Origin of the sequence: Pseudomonas sp. CCC3.1 (assembly GCF_034347405.1) — a bacterium.
Taxonomy (GTDB): Bacteria; Pseudomonadota; Gammaproteobacteria; order Pseudomonadales; family Pseudomonadaceae; genus Aquipseudomonas.
On sequence record NZ_CP133778.1, the window covers coordinates 4,155,201 to 4,171,124 of the forward strand.

At 57.5% G+C, this 15,924-nt stretch carries 18 protein-coding genes; 12 read left to right on the forward strand and 6 right to left on the reverse strand.

Going from position 1 to position 15,924, the window contains the following annotated elements; all coding sequences use genetic code 11:
• Positions 1 to 948 (reverse strand): MerR family transcriptional regulator, encoded by a 948-nt coding sequence (locus tag RHM56_RS18265; RefSeq protein WP_322234700.1) that lies wholly within the window; start codon positions 946 to 948, stop codon positions 1 to 3.
• A 277-nt stretch (positions 949 to 1,225) separates the two neighbouring features.
• Here RHM56_RS18265 and RHM56_RS18270 point away from each other — a divergent pair, with 277 nt between their 5' ends.
• The 6 genes from RHM56_RS18270 to RHM56_RS18295 all read left to right on the forward strand — a co-directional run bounded on the left by RHM56_RS18270 (position 1,226) and on the right by RHM56_RS18295 (position 4,215).
• Positions 1,226 to 1,792 (forward strand): antibiotic biosynthesis monooxygenase, encoded by a 567-nt coding sequence (locus RHM56_RS18270; protein ID WP_322234702.1) that lies wholly within the window; start codon positions 1,226 to 1,228, stop codon positions 1,790 to 1,792.
• Positions 1,793 to 1,885: 93 nt separating this feature from the next.
• Entirely contained in the window at positions 1,886 to 2,596 is a 711-nt protein-coding gene (gene folM / locus RHM56_RS18275) for a dihydromonapterin reductase (RefSeq protein WP_322234704.1), read from the forward strand.
• A 23-nt stretch (positions 2,597 to 2,619) separates the two neighbouring features.
• Entirely contained in the window at positions 2,620 to 3,183 is a 564-nt protein-coding gene (folE, locus tag RHM56_RS18280; RefSeq protein ID WP_322234706.1) for a GTP cyclohydrolase I FolE, read from the forward strand.
• On the forward strand, positions 3,183 to 3,554 hold the full coding sequence (gene folX / locus RHM56_RS18285) for a dihydroneopterin triphosphate 2'-epimerase (RefSeq protein WP_322234708.1): 372 nt from the start codon (positions 3,183 to 3,185) through the stop codon (positions 3,552 to 3,554). Before folE ends, folX begins: the two co-directional genes overlap by 1 nt.
• Before the next feature lie 30 nt (positions 3,555 to 3,584).
• A complete protein-coding gene (locus RHM56_RS18290; RefSeq protein ID WP_322234710.1) occupies positions 3,585 to 3,881 on the forward strand; it encodes a DUF1244 domain-containing protein in 297 nt (98 codons plus the stop codon).
• A complete protein-coding gene (locus RHM56_RS18295; RefSeq protein WP_322234712.1) occupies positions 3,874 to 4,215 on the forward strand; it encodes a HopJ type III effector protein in 342 nt (113 codons plus the stop codon). Before RHM56_RS18290 ends, RHM56_RS18295 begins: the two co-directional genes overlap by 8 nt.
• Positions 4,216 to 4,347: 132 nt before the next feature.
• On the opposite strand, the gene trxB is transcribed toward RHM56_RS18295, so the two are convergent.
• Complete coding sequence (gene trxB, locus RHM56_RS18300; protein ID WP_322234714.1) at positions 4,348 to 5,313, reverse strand: thioredoxin-disulfide reductase; 966 nt, start codon at positions 5,311 to 5,313, stop codon at positions 4,348 to 4,350.
• A gap of 311 nt (positions 5,314 to 5,624) precedes the next feature.
• Between trxB and cysZ the strand changes: the two genes are divergently transcribed.
• The 3 genes from cysZ (at position 5,625) to RHM56_RS18315 (ending at position 8,202) form a co-directional block, all read left to right on the forward strand.
• Positions 5,625 to 6,380, forward strand: coding sequence for a sulfate transporter CysZ (gene cysZ / locus RHM56_RS18305; RefSeq protein WP_322234716.1), 756 nt, complete (start codon positions 5,625 to 5,627; stop codon positions 6,378 to 6,380).
• Between the two features lie 165 nt (positions 6,381 to 6,545).
• Complete coding sequence (locus RHM56_RS18310) at positions 6,546 to 6,878, forward strand: hypothetical protein (RefSeq protein ID WP_322234718.1); 333 nt, start codon at positions 6,546 to 6,548, stop codon at positions 6,876 to 6,878.
• Positions 6,879 to 7,020: 142 nt separating this feature from the next.
• Positions 7,021 to 8,202 (forward strand): glycosyltransferase family 1 protein, encoded by a 1,182-nt coding sequence (locus tag RHM56_RS18315; protein ID WP_322234720.1) that lies wholly within the window; start codon positions 7,021 to 7,023, stop codon positions 8,200 to 8,202.
• Positions 8,203 to 8,370: 168 nt separating this feature from the next.
• On the opposite strand, the gene RHM56_RS18320 is transcribed toward RHM56_RS18315, so the two are convergent.
• Together RHM56_RS18320 and RHM56_RS18325 are read right to left on the reverse strand one after the other, a co-directional pair.
• Positions 8,371 to 8,853 (reverse strand): glutathione peroxidase, encoded by a 483-nt coding sequence (locus RHM56_RS18320; protein WP_322234722.1) that lies wholly within the window; start codon positions 8,851 to 8,853, stop codon positions 8,371 to 8,373.
• Positions 8,854 to 8,986: 133 nt separating this feature from the next.
• Positions 8,987 to 9,472 carry a peptidylprolyl isomerase gene (locus tag RHM56_RS18325; RefSeq protein WP_322234724.1) on the reverse strand — a complete coding sequence of 162 codons (486 nt, stop codon included), beginning with the start codon at positions 9,470 to 9,472 and terminating at the stop codon, positions 8,987 to 8,989.
• Here RHM56_RS18325 and RHM56_RS18330 point away from each other — a divergent pair.
• The 3 genes from RHM56_RS18330 to RHM56_RS18340 are packed head-to-tail and all read left to right on the forward strand — an operon-like array spanning position 9,441 to position 12,842.
• Positions 9,441 to 9,779, forward strand: coding sequence for a DUF3565 domain-containing protein (locus RHM56_RS18330; protein WP_322234726.1), 339 nt, complete (start codon positions 9,441 to 9,443; stop codon positions 9,777 to 9,779). The genes RHM56_RS18325 and RHM56_RS18330 overlap by 32 nt on opposite strands.
• 60 nt (positions 9,780 to 9,839) lie before the next feature.
• Positions 9,840 to 11,939, forward strand: coding sequence for a phosphate acetyltransferase (gene pta, locus RHM56_RS18335; RefSeq protein WP_322234728.1), 2,100 nt, complete (start codon positions 9,840 to 9,842; stop codon positions 11,937 to 11,939).
• Positions 11,940 to 12,842 carry an acyltransferase gene (locus tag RHM56_RS18340; protein ID WP_322234730.1) on the forward strand — a complete coding sequence of 301 codons (903 nt, stop codon included), beginning with the start codon at positions 11,940 to 11,942 and terminating at the stop codon, positions 12,840 to 12,842.
• Positions 12,843 to 12,990: 148 nt separating this feature from the next.
• Here the strand turns inward: RHM56_RS18340 and cysN are convergent, their stop codons facing one another.
• Together cysN and cysD are read right to left on the reverse strand one after the other, a co-directional pair.
• Entirely contained in the window at positions 12,991 to 14,889 is a 1,899-nt protein-coding gene (gene cysN, locus RHM56_RS18345) for a sulfate adenylyltransferase subunit CysN (protein ID WP_322234732.1), read from the reverse strand.
• Positions 14,890 to 14,898: 9 nt separating this feature from the next.
• Positions 14,899 to 15,816: a sulfate adenylyltransferase subunit CysD gene (cysD, locus tag RHM56_RS18350; RefSeq protein WP_019408820.1), complete on the reverse strand. Its 918-nt coding sequence runs from the start codon at positions 15,814 to 15,816 to the stop codon at positions 14,899 to 14,901.
• Between the last annotated feature and the right edge of the window lie 108 nt (positions 15,817 to 15,924).

Sequence of the window (15,924 nt, forward strand, 5' to 3'; positions counted from 1 at the left end):
TCAGCGGCCTGCCGTCCTCTTGAGTTCTGCGTCCAGACGCTGATTCATCAACCGGGCTTCGCTGCCCAGACACGCAATCGATGAGCTTTGCAGCGCCTCTTGCGCCACATCCGCAGCCTCACCCGCCAGCGCTATCGAACAGTTGAGGCTCTGAGCCAATCGCGTCAATCGTCGATGCTGCACCGCTCCCAGCACATGCTGGGCAAACAACACGACGGCCTGCGGCTGAATCTTCTCGCAAATCAACAGCAGCTCATCAAGAGGCTGGCCCACGGCCAAAACCCTGACCACGCGATCGTTGCGGCTCAACAACAACCCCGCGACCAGTAGCTCCAGCTCACGGCATGATTCAGCCAGCGCCACCAGCAACACACACTGGGGCGCATCTGCCTGCTGCATGTGCAGGCGGTGTTGCACGCGCCCGCGCAAAAAGCCGTCAAGCAACAGCCATTCGCTGGTGCGGCCAAACTCATCGTGCGCCTTCAACAGTCGCTGCCAGAGCGGCAAGAAGATGTCTTGAAACACGACTTCAGGCGGGTAACTGGAGAAAATCTGAGCGTACAAACGCTCCAACTCTGACTCATTGAAGGCACTGAGCGCGCTCTGGATACGTGTTTGTAACTGCGCATATTCGTTTGACGTACCGTCTTGCAGTGCGCTGCCAGACGGGGTGGCGCGGGCGAGCAATTCGGCGACCTTACTGACCGCGACCCCGCGCTCAAGCCATCCCATGACCTGACGCACTGCCTCAATATCGCTCATGGTGTACAAGCGATGCCCACTTTCGGTGCGTATCGGCTGTATCAGACCATAGCGCCGCTCCCAGGCGCGCAGGGTAATCGGATTGATTCCCGTGAGCCGGGCAACGTCTCTGATCGGATACAAACCTTGCGGCTCAGGGCGCTGGGCAGCCAACGCAACAGGCTCAATATCGGTAATCACGGGCATCAGGAGGGCCAGGTACAAGGGTTGAAGGGGGATTCTACGCCTCATGCCCCCACAATCGTAAACCTGTAGCCGCTGCCACAGGCTGCGATGGGGCGCGTAGCGGCCCCGGCTTTTCAACGTGAACGAAGGTCCTTCGGCCCTTATCGCAGCCTGCGGCAGCGGCTACAAGGGAATACAGGAACAATCCTTGCTTGTCTTTCAGCACACAGCCCACCACCCCGGCGCTGTGTTTTGTGATTGCCCTACCCGGGCAGCACCCGCCTCATGGAGATACACAATGTCTACCTCCCCTGTCACCTTGATGGTCGCGCGCCGCGTCGCCAAAGGCCGTTATCAGCAATTAATTGCCTGGCTGCACGAAGGTGAACAATTAGCCACTGACTTCCCAGGTTATCTGGGTTCCGGCGTCCTGGCCCCGCCACCCGGCGATGACGAATTTCAGATCATTTTCCGCTTTGCCGACGAATCCACCCTGCACGCCTGGGAACACTCTGTTTCTCGCAAGTCCTGGCTGCAACGCGGCAGACACTTATTCGCCAACCCTTCAGAGCATCGCGTGAGCGGTATCGACGGCTGGTTCGCCAGCGCACAACGTCCGCCACGCTGGAAGCAAGCTGTGGCCATCTGGCTGGCATTCTTTCCGGTGTCGTTGTTATTCAACTTTGCTTTAGGCCCGTTGCTGGGCGAATTGAGCTTGTTACCGCGGGTGTTTGTCAGCACCTTGGCCCTGACGCCGCTGATGGTTTACCTGTTTATTCCGCTTTCGACGCATTTGCTCGCGGGATGGCTGCACAGTTCACCCAACAAAACTGTGGCTAACAGCATCACGGCACATCACAACTAATCACTGACTCAGGCTTGGCCGTTACGTCGCGGACGCTGGTATAGTTTGACTTCTCCTACAAACTATTACCTGTTTCCCCACGCAGAGTCCGTCATGCCTTCTCCTTCAGCACCGATTCTGATCACAGGCGCTGGCCAGCGCGTTGGTTTGCATTGCGCAAAGCAACTGCTGGCGGACGGCTTTACGGTGATTATCAGTTATCGAACCGAAAAGCCTGGTGTCCAGGCTTTGCGCAAGCTGGGTGTGACGGCGCTGTATGCCGACTTTTCCAATGAGGCCGGCATTCTCGATTTTATCGAGCGGCTTAAATCCCACACCGACACCTTGCGCGCTATCGTCCACAACGCGTCGGAGTGGCTGGCTGAAACGTCTGGCACCGAAACCAGCGCATTTACCCAGATGTTCAGCGTGCACATGCTCGCCCCGTACCTGATCAACCTGCATTGCAGCGAATTGCTGGCGCGCTCCAACCCGGCAGACATCATTCACATCAGCGACGATGTCACGCGCAAAGGCAGCAGCAAACACATCGCGTATTGCGCCACCAAGGCCGGGCTCGACAGCCTGACGTTGTCATTTGCCGCGCAACTGGCGCCCCATATCAAAGTCAACGGCATCGCCCCGGCCTTGCTGATGTTTAACCCCGACGACGACGCGGCGTATCGCGCCAAAGCCTTGGCCAAGTCAGCACTGGGCTTCGAACCCGGCGCCGAGGTGATCTACCAAAGCCTGCGCTACCTGCTGGACAACCCGTACGTGACCGGCACCACCCTGACTGTCAACGGCGGACGGCACCTTAAATAAGTCGTCCGCGAGGAAGTATTTTCATGAGCACATCATTGCCTGAGCATTACCGCGAGATCCTGGTCGGACTCGGCGAAAACCCTGAGCGCGAAGGCCTGCTCGACACCCCAAAACGCGCCGCCAAAGCCATGCAGTATCTGTGTCATGGCTATGGCCAGAGCGTGGAAGACATCGTCAACGGCGCGTTGTTTGCCTCAGACAGCGACGAAATGGTGATCGTCGCAGACATCGAGCTTTACTCGCTGTGCGAACACCACCTGCTGCCGTTTATTGGCAAGGCACACGTGGCTTACATCCCGACCGGCAAAGTACTGGGGCTGTCGAAAGTCGCCCGCATCGTCGACATGTTTGCCCGTCGCCTGCAGATCCAGGAAAACCTCACCCGGGAAATTGCCGACGCGATCCAGCACATCACCCAGGCGGCTGGCGTGGCGGTGGTGATCGAAGCCAAGCACATGTGCATGATGATGCGTGGCATAGAGAAACAAAATTCAACCATGAACACATCGGTCATGCTCGGCGCGTTTCGCGACTCAAGCAGCACCCGCATGGAGTTCCTGCAATTGATTGGACGGAGCAAGTCGTAATGCCACAACTTCAGCCGGGAATGGCCCGTATCCGCGTAAAAGACCTGTGCCTGCGCACATTTATCGGCATCAATGAGGACGAAATCCTCAACAAGCAGGATGTGTTGATCAACCTCACCATCCTGTATGCCGCGCAAGAAGCGGTGCGCGATAACGACATCGACCACGCCCTGAACTACCGAACCATTACCAAAGCGGTGATTCAGCACGTCGAAGAAAACCGCTTCGCCCTGCTTGAGCGCCTGACCCAGGAACTGCTGGATCTGGTGATGAGCAACCCCGCCGTGCGATACGCCGAAGTCGAAGTCGACAAGCCACACGCCCTGCGCTTTGCTGAATCGGTGTCGATTACGCTAGCGGCTAGCCGCTGAGCTTAACCCCACAGAACCCAGGTGAATTTTATGACGCCCCAAGAACGCCTTGAACTTGAAGCCGCTGCCTTTCGCCGCCTTGTTGAACATCTGGACAGCCGCAAAGACGTGCAGAACATTGACCTGATGAACCTCTCGGGTTTTTGCCGCAATTGCCTGTCCAAGTGGTACAAGGCTGCGGCGGATGAACGTCAGATCGACATCAGCCTCGATGACGCGCGTGAAGTGGTGTATGGCATGCCGTACACCGAATGGAAATCCCAGTACCAGAAAGAAGCCAACGCCGAACAAACGGCGACGTTTGCCAAAGGAAAACAGCATGACTGATTTGAACACCCTGCGCGCCAGCCTCAACAGCGGCGAACACGTATTCGCTGACACGCTGGCGTTTATCGCCGCGCACTACGATTACCAGCCGCAGGCTTTCAACAACGGCGGCGTCGAAAACGCAGCCGGGCAAAACGAAGGCTCGTGCAAAACCTTGGGCCTGGCCCTGCTCGAAGGCCTGAGCGATCAAGAAGCCCTGTTGGCGTTCGGCGAGCATTACCGTTCGGTTCTGGCAACGCCAGAAGGCACTGACCACAGCAACATCCGCGCCTTGATCGAGCACGGCCTGGCCGGGGTTAAACTCACCGCCCAGCCGCTGACGCGCAAAGCTTAAAAATAAAGCCCTGTAGGAGCGAGCTTGCCTCGCGATCTTTTGATCGTTAAAAGATCGCGAGGCAAGCTCGCTCCTACACGTTCTTTGCGCACAAAAAAACCGGCCGAGGCCGGTTTTTTCATGTGCTGCGTATTACTTGAACGCTGCGTTCTGCAGGTCATCCAGGTAGCGTTCAGCGTCCAGTGCAGCCATGCAGCCAGCGCCCGCCGAGGTGATGGCTTGGCGGTACACGTGGTCAGCTACGTCGCCGGCAGCAAATACGCCCTCGATGCTGGTCGCAGTCGCGTTGCCTTCACGGCCACCCTTCACCACCATGTAGCCGTCTTTGAGTTCCAGTTGGCCTTCAAACAGCGAGGTATTCGGGGTGTGGCCGATGGCAATGAACACGCCGTCGACTTTGATTTCGTCAAAGCTGCCGTCGTTGTTTTTCAGACGAGCACCTGTCACGCCCATGTTGTCGCCCAGCACTTCATCCAGAGTCGAGTTCAACTTGAATTCGATCTTGCCTTCAGCCACACGGGCATTCAGTTTGTCGATCAGGATTTTCTCGGCACGGAACGTCTCGCGACGGTGAACCAGAGTCACTTTGCTGGCGATGTTGGCCAGGTACAGTGCCTCTTCAACCGCGGTGTTACCACCGCCCACTACGGCAACAGGCTTGTTGCGGTAGAAGAAACCGTCACAGGTCGCACAGGCCGAAACACCTTTGCCCATGAAGGCTTCTTCAGACGGCAGGCCCAAGTAACGAGCGCTGGCACCGGTCGCGATGATCAGCGCGTCGCAGGTGAACGTACCGCTGTCGCCAGTCAGGGTGAATGGCTTGCTTTTCAGATCAACGGCGTTGATGTGATCAAACACGATCTCGGTTTCAAAACGCTCGGCGTGTTCGCGCATGCGCTCCATCAACGCTGGCCCGGTCAGACCGTGTACATCACCTGGCCAGTTATCGACTTCAGTGGTGGTAGTCAGTTGACCGCCCGCCTGCATGCCTGTGATCAGCAGTGGTTTGAGGTTAGCGCGGGCAGCATAAACCGCAGCGCTGTAACCGGCAGGGCCAGAACCCAGAATAATCACACGCGAATGACGTACTTCAGACATGACTCACTCCTATGACCGCCCGTGTCAAAACCGGGTCGGAACGCCGCTTTACCGGCTGGAATAAAAAGAAACCGCACACCCGCTCAGGCCAAGCCTGAAAACCGCAGGTCCAGAAAATTGTAGGTGCAGCGTATAGAGGCCGCTGAGAGTAAGGAAATACGCATTAACAATCCAGCTCATAGCAGGTCTCTATCTCGTCAAATTCATCATTGGACGTCTTTGTTACAGTTATTGTCGATCTTGAGACTGGGCTTTCGTCGTAAAGATAAAGCCGTTAAGGTCGGCCGGTTTTCAATTGCTCGGAGCCCACTATGCCCGCCCCCGTTCTTTCTGGCCCACAGTACCTGCGTGAAGGCCTAAAGCTGGTCCTGAGCCCAGGCCTGCGTTTATTCGTGCTGCTGCCGCTGATGATCAACCTGGTGCTGTTCGTCGGGCTGATTTACTTCGCCGGGCATCAGTTCAGCCTTTGGGTCGATGCGCTGATGCCATCACTGCCCAGCTGGCTCAGCTTCCTCAACTACGTGTTATGGCCGTTGTTTGTCGTATTGGTCGCGCTGATGGTGTTTTTTACCTTCACCATGCTGGCCAATATCATTGCCGCGCCCTTTAACGGTTTTCTCTCGGAAAAAGTCGAGGCCGTGGTACGCGGTGTCGATAACTCCCCGCCTTTCAGCTGGAGTGAGCTGATCGCCATGGTGCCTCGCACGCTGGTGCGTGAAATGCGCAAGCTGGGGTATTTTCTGCCGCGTGCCATTGCGTTGCTGATTCTCTCGTTTATACCGGTGGTCAACCTGATCGCAGCGCCCTTGTGGCTGATTTTCGGGATCTGGATGATGGCCATCCAGTACATCGACTACCCGGCGGACAACCACAAACTGGGCTGGAACGAAATGCTCGCCTGGCTGCGGCAAAAGCGCTGGCAAAGCCTGAGCTTTGGCGGGGTGGTGTATCTGGTGCTGCTGATTCCGGTCGTCAACATCCTGATGATGCCCGCAGCCGTGGCCGGGGCGACGTTGTTCTGGGTACGTGAACGGGGCGAAGAGGCACTGGCCGTCAAAAAATCCTGAAACACTTGTCTGGGCGCAAAAACGGGTTTGCGCCCAACTGCACTACATAGATACCTACATCACGGCAGCAACTTGTTTTTAAATCCTCCTCACCAACTCTTCAAGCAAACCCATTGCAGAGCAGGACGCTCTCGCTGCTTGAAGTACAGTAAGGACGTTAACAACATGACTACAGCAACCGAAATTCTGCGCGACCGTATCCGTACTCAACTCAAAAGCGCTTTGGCCTCCTTGGGCCTGGACCCGGACAGCATTTATTTCAACGGGGTGAATAACCTCGAAGAACGTCTGGTCACTCACTCCCTCTCTCTGACCGAAGAAGCCCTGGACAAACGCCTGCACCGCGACGAATACCCGGATGGCGTCGACTACAGCGGGCTGACCCACGCCGGTATTTTCTCCAAAGCGTACTCGTTCGAAGATGAGCATCGTATTACCTCGCTCACACTCGAAAAGCTATCTGCCTGCGTGAATGACTGCTTAAAAATAGACGAATAAAACCAAGGCTCTCATCGCTGTGATGCACACGATGAGAGCCGTACAGCACTTAAGCTGTGACTTGGCGGCCAGCTTGCGGCTCGCCATAAATTCATCATTAAGCTGACACGTAGTCGACATAGATCACGTCGAAACTGGTGCCATGACAACTGCCCTGCATATTTCTCTGATCACCGAAACTTTTCCACCTGAAATCAACGGTGTGGCTAACACCCTTGGCCGTTTGTTTGATGGGTTGCGTGCTCGCGACCACCATGTCGAACTGGTGCGCCCACGTCAGACATGCGATGGCAATCAACGCAGCAATGATCAGTTGATGCTCTGCCGTGGCTGGTCCATGCCCGGTTACCCCGGCTTGCAATGGGGCATGGCCTCCACCCGTCGACTGATGAAGCGCTGGCAATTGCAACGCCCGGATGTGGTGTATATCGCTACCGAAGGTCCTTTAGGCCTGTGTGCACTTCGCGTTGCCCGCCGTTTGGGGATTGCCGTGGTCAGCGGTTTTCATACCAATTTCCAGCAATACTCCAGTGTGTATGGCCTGGGCGTATTCAGCCGGCTCCTGACTCAGTATCTGCGCTGGTTTCACAACCGCTCAGCATTAACCCTGGTCCCCAGTACCAGCCAGCGGCTTGAGCTGGAGCGCCGGCACTTTGATCGACTGGAACTGCTTGAGCGCGGGGTCGACAGTCGGCTGTTCAGCCCGGCAAAACGACAGAACGCCCTGCGCCAAAGTTGGGGCCTGGGCGAGAACGACATTGCGCTGCTGCATGTGGGCCGTCTGGCACCTGAAAAGAATCTGGGGGCGCTCAAACGCAGTCTGGATGCTCTACAAGAGCGCTATCCACGGCGCAGGTTCAGGCTGATTGTGGTCGGCGACGGCCCCAAACGCGCCGCACTCGAAGCGTCACTGCCCGAAGCCATCTTTTGTGGGGCGCAATCAGGCGAAGACCTCGCCCGCCACTATGCCTGCGGCGACGTGTTCTTGTTTCCCAGCATGACCGAGACCTTTGGCAATGTCGTGCTCGAAGCGCTGGCATCGGGGTTGGGGGTTGTGGCCTATGACGCCGCAGCTGCCGGTCAGCACATTCGACACGGCTACAACGGTGTGCTGGCCATGCCAGGCGATGAATACGCGTTCATTGATGCGGCAGCCTGGCTGCTCGAAGACCCGGAAACGTTGCGCACGGTACGTCTTAATGCGCGCCACCATGCATGCCGCCAAGGCTGGCCGGGGATTATCGAACAGTTTGAAGGTCAGTTGCAGCGTGCCTGCCAGAGCAAAACCGATGCACTTCCACTGCCACCTCCCTCAGAAGGGTAAAAAACGGGCTTGTCGTGCGCAATGCTGTTCACTTAAGCGACTTCTGCCCCTGTGGGAGCGGGCTTGCCCGCTCCCACACTTGAGTGACATTGCTCTTAAGTGAACAGCATTGGGCTTGTCGTGCGGGCTTTTAAGATCAAAAGCTCGTTCCTGCCTAAAAGCGCTCGTTTAAGCCAGCGCTTTTTCAATCGACTGAATCACAGCGGGGTCATCCGGCGCGGTGCGAGGTGAGAAGCGTGCCAGAACCCTACCGTCCGGGCCGACCAGAAACTTCTCGAAATTCCAGGTAATGTCGCCAGGGAACTCGGCCCCTTCCCCTGCCAGCAAGCGGTAAAGCTGGTGACGGTCCGGGCCATTGACCTCAACTTTGCTGCTCAACGGGAAAGACACGCCGTAGTTGAGGCTGCAAAACGTCTGAATCTCTTCTTCAGTGCCCGGCTCTTGCCCTGCGAACTGATTGCACGGCAGGCCCAGTACGCTGAAGCCTTGCTCTTTGTACTGTTGATACAGGTTTTCCAAGGCGGCGTACTGCGGGGTCAAACCGCATTTGGAGGCAACGTTCACTACCAGTACCACCTGCCCCTTCAGGGTCTTCAGTGACAACGGCTTGCCGTCCAGTGCATCTAAGGTAAGGTCGTGAAAAGCACTCATGACGGACTCCAAAATTCCCGGGGCAGATTCAGACAATCGCTCAAGATGCCGATTGCCACACTCTCAACCATGCAAAAAGGCGCCCGAAGGCGCCTTTTTGTGGCTAGCTCACACCTGAGCGTAGCAGCACTTATCAGTGCTGATGACCGCCTTCACCGTGAACGTGGCCGTGAGCAACTTCTTCTTCGCTCGCGTCACGTACAGCAACAACCTTGACCTTGAAGTTCAGGCGCTGACCCGCCAATGGGTGGTTGCCATCAACGGTTACGTCGTCGCCGTCCAGATCACGGATGGTCACGATTTGCATTTGGCCGTCCGGCGCGGAAGCGTGGAATTGCATGCCCACTTCCAGTTGGTCAACGCCTTCGAACATGCTGCTGCTCAGGGTGCTGACCAGCTCGGCAGAGTATTCGCCGTAAGCGTCTTCAGGTTCAACGGAAACTTCCAGCTCGTCGCCAACAGCCTTGCCAACAAGCGCCTTTTCCAGACCTGGAATGATGTTGCCTGCACCTTGCAGGTAAACCAGCGGCGCGCCGCCGGCAGAGCTGTCGATGACCTCACCAGCGTCGTTGGTCAGGGTATATTCGATGGAGACTGCCTTGTTGGCGGCGATCGTCATGGGGCGAGACCTTTTGCAAAATAATAAAGAGTGCGCAAGTTTAACCAAGCAATCGCACGAAAGCGAACACAACCAAGACCAACGGATCACTTTGAAAACTTCAACAATCATTGGCTGGCGCCAAGATGAAGAGCAGCACTGGGTCGTCGTGCTCTCGTGTGGCCATACCCAGCACCAGCGTCATCAACCGCCCTGGCAATCGCGCCCCTGGGTGCTGGACCCTGAGCAACGGTCAAAAAAAATAGGCCAGCCCTTTCACTGTGGCTGGTGTGCTCAAGCGGCCGATAGCGTTAACCTTGGCAATTGATTCAGGCACATGTCTCGTTTATCGAGTGTTGCTCTTGCACTGCCACGTCAGGAAGCTCGCATGCAAACTTTCTTTATCGCCCCCACTGACTTTGGTGTGGGCCTGACATCTATCAGTCTCGGCCTGGTCCGTACCCTGGAACGTGCAGGTCTGAAAGTCGGTTTTTTCAAGCCGATTGCCCAACCGCACCCAGGCGACACCGGCCCTGAGCGTTCTACCGAACTGGTGGCCCGCACTCACGGCCTCAAACCGCCACAGCCTTTGGGCCTGGCACATGTCGAGCGGATGCTCGGTGATGGCCAGTTGGATGAACTGCTCGAAGAAATCATCCGCCTTTACCAAGAAGCGGCCATTGGCAAAGATGTGCTGATCGTGGAAGGCATGGTGCCCACTCGCACCGCCAGTTACGCGGCACGGGTCAATCTGCACTTGGCCAAGAGCCTGGACGCTGAAGTGATTCTGGTGTCGGCGCCGGAAAACGAAGTGCTGACCGAGCTTTCAGGCCGGGTTGAGTTGCAGGCGCAGCTGTTTGGCGGCCCGAAAGACCCGAAAGTGCTCGGCGTGATCCTCAATAAAGTGCGCACCGACGAGAGCATGGAAGTGTTTTCGGCACGCCTCAAAGAGCATTCGCCGTTGCTGCGCAGCGGTGATTTCAAGCTGCTGGGCTGCATCCCCTACCAACCCGAGCTCAATGCCCCGCGCACCCGCGACGTGGCCGAGCTGCTCGGGGCGCAGGTGCTGAACGCGGGCGACTACGAAACCCGGCGGATGTCGAAGATCATCCTGTGCGCCCGCACCGTGCTCAATACCCTGCAACTGCTCAAGCCCGGCGTATTGGTGGTCACTCCCGGTGATCGCGATGACATCATCCTTGCCGTCAGCCTGGCCGCGATGAACGGCGTCCCCTTGGCGGGCCTGTTGCTGACCAGCGACACCAAGCCCGACCCGCGTCTCATGGAGCTGTGCCGAGGCGCGCTGCAAGCCGGGCTGCCGGTGTTGTCGGTGAGCACCGGCTCGTACGACACCGCCAATCAGCTCAATCAACTGAACAAAGAGATTCCGATTGATGACCGCGAGCGTGCGGAAATCATCACTGATTTTGTGGCTGGCTATCTCGACGCCCACTGGTTGCATCAGCGCTGCGGCACGCCACGGGAAATGCGCCTGACGCCTGCGGTGTTCCGCTATCAGTTGATCCAGCGCGCCCAGCAGGCCAACAAGCGGATCGTCTTGCCCGAAGGCAGCGAGCCTTTGACCGTGCAGGCAGCAGCCATCTGTCAGGCCCGTGGCATTGCCCGCTGCGTGCTGTTGGCCAAACCTGAAGAAGTCCACGCCGTGGCCAAGGCCCATGGTTTTGAACTGCCGCCGGGGCTGGAAATTCTCGATCCAGACCTGATTCGTGGCCGTTATGTCGAACCCATGGTGGCGCTGCGCAAAACCAAGAGCATCAACGCACCCATGGCCGAACAGCAACTGGAAGACCCGGTCGTGATCGGCACCATGATGCTGGCACTGGACGAAGTCGACGGCCTGGTTTCCGGGGTCATTCACTCCACTGCCAATACCATCCGCCCTGCCCTGCAACTGATTAAAACTGCGCCGGGCTGCACGCTGGTGTCGTCGGTGTTCTTTATGTTGTTCCCGGAGCAGGTCCTGGTGTACGGCGACTGCGTGATGAACCCGCACCCGTCCGCGACTGAACTGGCCGAAATCGCCCTGCAAAGCGCCGACTCGGCGGCTGCGTTCGGGATTACTCCACGCGTGGCCATGATCAGTTATTCCAGCGGCGACTCGGCCAGCGGTGAAGAAGTCGAAAAAGTCCGTGAAGCCACCCTCCTCGCCCATGAAGCCCAGCGCGCACTGCTGATCGACGGCCCGTTGCAATACGACGCCGCTGCCAACGAAGCCGTGGCCCGCCAACTGGCGCCTAATAGCCAGGTGGCAGGCCGAGCGACGGTGTTTGTGTTCCCGGACCTGAACACCGGCAACACCACGCACAAAGCCGTGCAACGCAGCGCCGATTGCGTCAGCCTGGGGCCGATGCTGCAAGGCCTGCGCAAACCGGTAAACGACCTGCCCCGTGGCGCCCAGGTGGACGACATCGTCTACACCATCGCCCTGACGGCAATTCAAGCCGCCAACCGACCTATGGATGTGTGAATGGACTCTCTGCCTGCGCCGTTACGCGGCGTCATTGCTTCATTGTTATTGGCGATCAACACCATCGTGTGCTGCACGCCGCTGTTTGTGGTCGCCATTTTCAAACTGTGCCTGCCCTTTCCGGCCGCGCAGCGGGTGACGGACGAGTTGATGCGCCGTATTCACGAAGCGTGGGTGAGCAATAACTCGCGCTGGATGGATTTACTGCGCAAAACCCGCTGGCATATCAAAGGCCTTGAAGGGCTGGACTACGAGCACTCGTACCTGGTGACCAGCAACCACCAGAGCTGGGTCGACATCATGGTGCTGCAATACGTGCTCAACAAACGTATCCGCCCGCTGAAGTTCTTCCTTAAGCAGGAGCTGATCTGGGTGCCGGTGATTGGGCTCGCGTGGTGGGCGCTGGGCTTTCCGTTCATGAAGCGCTACTCCAAGGCCTACCTGGCGAAACACCCGGAAAAGAAAGGCGCTGACCTGGCGACCACGCGTAAAACCTGCGCCAAGTTCAAAAATCAACCGGTGGGGATTTTCAACTTCGTCGAAGGCACGCGCTTTACCGAGGCCAAACACGCCGCCCAGCAATCACCGTTTCGCTACCTGCTCAAACCCAAAGCCGGGGGGATTGCCTTTGTGCTGGATGCGATGGGCGAACAGTTGAAGTCCATCGTCAACGTGACGATTCATTACCCAGACGGACGTCCGGGGTATTGGGACTTGCTGTGCGGCCATGTGCGAGACGTGGTGGTGGTGTTTGAAGAACTGGAAATTCCGGTTGAGTTTATTGGCCGAAACTACGACCAGGACGCCGAGTACAAGTTGGCATTTCAGGGCTGGATCAACCAGCTGTGGGAAGACAAGGATCGGTTGTTGGGCGAGTTGCATCGGGAATACCCCAAAGTCTGATACAACACCCCCCCTGTAGGAGCGAGCTTGCTCGCGATCTTTTAAAAGATCAAAAGATCGCGAGCAAGCTCGCTCCTACAAATTGCACCACCCTGCCCAACAAAAAGCCCGCCACCGATCGCTCGGTGGCGGGCTTTTTAATCGCGGCTTAAATCGCGCCGCGTTGACGCAACAGGTCCAGTACCAACTTGACGCCGTCTTCCAGCGACAACGCCTGAGTGTCGACCACAAGGTCTGCATTCAATGGCACGTCATACGGGAAGGACTCGCCCGGAATGTTGTCGCCGCCCGCCGCGTACAGCCCTTGCGGGTCGCGCTCGGCGCACACGGCTGGCGATGCCTGTACATAGACCGTGATCAAACGATCATCACCGATCAGCGCCTTGGCCTGTTCGCGGCCTTCAGCATCCGGGGCAACAAAGGCTGCCAGTGTCAGCAGGCCCGCTTCGTTAAACTGACGCGCCACGTGAGCAGCACGACGCCAGTTCTCGGTCCGGCCAGCACGATCCTGTGGCAGACCTTTGTTCAGGTCATGGCGCAGGTTCTGACCATCCAGCACGAACACCGCACGGCCCATGTCGAACAACTTGCGCTCAACCGCGTAAGCCAGGGTGCTTTTACCCGCGCCCGACAAACCACTGAACAACACCGTCGCCGGTTGCTGGCCAAAACGCTGGGCGCGTTCTTCTGTGGCAACGTGTGCCAGTTCGCCGTGATGCGTCGCGCTGCCATGGCTCACCGGCGGCGCAATGATCATGCCTGCACCCACCGTGCCGTTGGTCAGGCGATCGATGATGATGAACGAACCCGTGGTGCGGTTGCTGTCATAACCATCCAGCGCAATCGGAGCGTCGAGGCTGATTTTGACCTTGCCGATCTCGTTCAACTGCAACGCGCTCGCCGGGCCTTCTTCCAGCGTGTTCACGTCGACTTTGTTGACGATGCTGGCAATCGACCCCGGTACATAGCTGGTCGCACGCTTGATGTCGTACTTCTTGCCCGGCAGCATCGGCTCTTCGGCCATCCACACCAGCATGGCTTCGAAGGTGTCGGTCACCTGCGGCACGTTGTCGGCATGCACCAACAAGTCGCCACGGGAGATGTCGATCTCGTCTTCCATGGTCAGCGTTACTGCCTGACCCGGACCTGCATGCTCCAGTTCACCTTCAAAGGTGACGATGGATTTAACGCGGCTGCTTTTGCCCGACGGCAGGACAACAATTTCGTCACCCTTGTGCACCACGCCGCTGGCCAGCGTACCGGCGAAGCCACGGAAGTTCAGGTTCGGACGGTTCACGTACTGCACCGGGAAGCGCAGGTCGGTGAGGTTGCGATCGGCCGCGACTTCAACCGTTTCCAGAATTTCCATCAGCGACTGGCCGGTGTACCACGGCGAACGCTCGGACTTGTTCACCACGTTGTCGCCTTTAAGGGCAGACATCGGCACGAAATGCATGCTCGAAGGCTTCATTTTCAAGCCTTCGGCGAACTTCAGGTAATCGGCCTTGATCGACTCGAACACACCTTGATCAAAGTTCTTGAGGTCCATCTTGTTGATGGCCACAACGATGTGCTTGATGCCCAGCAACGAGGCGATAAAGCTGTGGCGACGGGTTTGGGTCTGCACGCCGTAGCGGGCATCCACCAAAATAATCGCCAGGTCACAGGTGGACGCACCGGTGGCCATGTTGCGGGTGTACTGCTCGTGACCCGGGGTATCGGCAATGATGAACTTGCGCTTGGCCGTCGAGAAGTAGCGGTAGGCCACGTCAATCGTAATGCCCTGCTCGCGCTCGGCTTGCAGGCCGTCTACCAGCAATGCCAGGTCGATATCATCGCCGGTGGTGCCGCTCTTTTTCGAGTCACGGGTAATAGCTTCCAGATGGTCTTCGTAGATCATCTTGGAGTCGTGCAGCAGGCGCCCGATCAGGGTGCTCTTGCCGTCATCGACGTTGCCGCAGGTCAGAAAGCGCAACATCTCTTTGCGCTCGTGCTGGCCCAGGTAGGCGAGGATGTCCTCGCTGATCAAATCAGAAACATGCGACATGACAACCCCTTAGAAATAACCTTGACGTTTTTTATCTTCCATCGAGCCTGCGCCATCGTGATCGATGACCCGGCCCTGGCGCTCGGAAGTTCGCGTCAGGAGCATTTCCTGGATGATGTCGGTCAGGGTTTCAGCCTCGGACTCCACCGCGCCGGTCAGCGGGTAGCAGCCAAGCGTACGGAAACGGACCTTTTTCTTGACGATGCGCGCCTTGTCTTCGTCAGACAGGTGCTCAAGGATTCGATCGTCGTCGATCATGATCAATGTGCCGTTCTTCTCGATGACTTCACGCTCAGCGGCGAAGTACAGCGGCACAATCGGGATGCCTTCGAGGTAGATGTACTGCCAGATGTCGAGTTCGGTCCAGTTCGACAACGGGAAAACGCGGATCGATTCGCCCTTGTTGACGTTGCCGTTGTAGACATTCCACAACTCGGGACGCTGGTTTTTCGGGTCCCAGCGGTGCTTGCTGTCGCGGAAAGAGTACACACGCTCTTTGGCGCGGGATTTTTCTTCGTCGCGGCGCGCGCCACCGAAGGCAGCATCAAAGCCGTATTTGTCCAGAGCCTGTTTGAGGCCCTCGGTTTTCATGATGTCGGTGTGCTTGGCACTGCCGTGGGTAAAAGGGTTGATCCCTTGTGCCACGCCGTCCGGGTTGACGTGAGTGATCAGGTCCAGGCCCAGCTCGGCGACCATCTTGTCGCGAAAGCTGTACATCTCCTGGAATTTCCACTGAGTGTCGACATGCATCACCGGAAACGGCAGCTTGCCAGGGAAAAATGCCTTGCGAGCAAGGTGAAGCATCACGGCGGAATCTTTACCGATCGAGTACAGCATTACCGGGTTATCGAACTCGGCAGCCACCTCGCGGATGATGTGGATGCTTTCCGCCTCCAGCTGTTTCAGGTGCGTCAGTTTGTCGACCATGGCTACTCACGAAAACTATCTTATGAACGGCCTGCGGGCCGTGTTCGAGCGGAGAATGCTAGCACAGCGCCCTCTTCTATTGAGGGCACCAACTAGATCGAAACGATC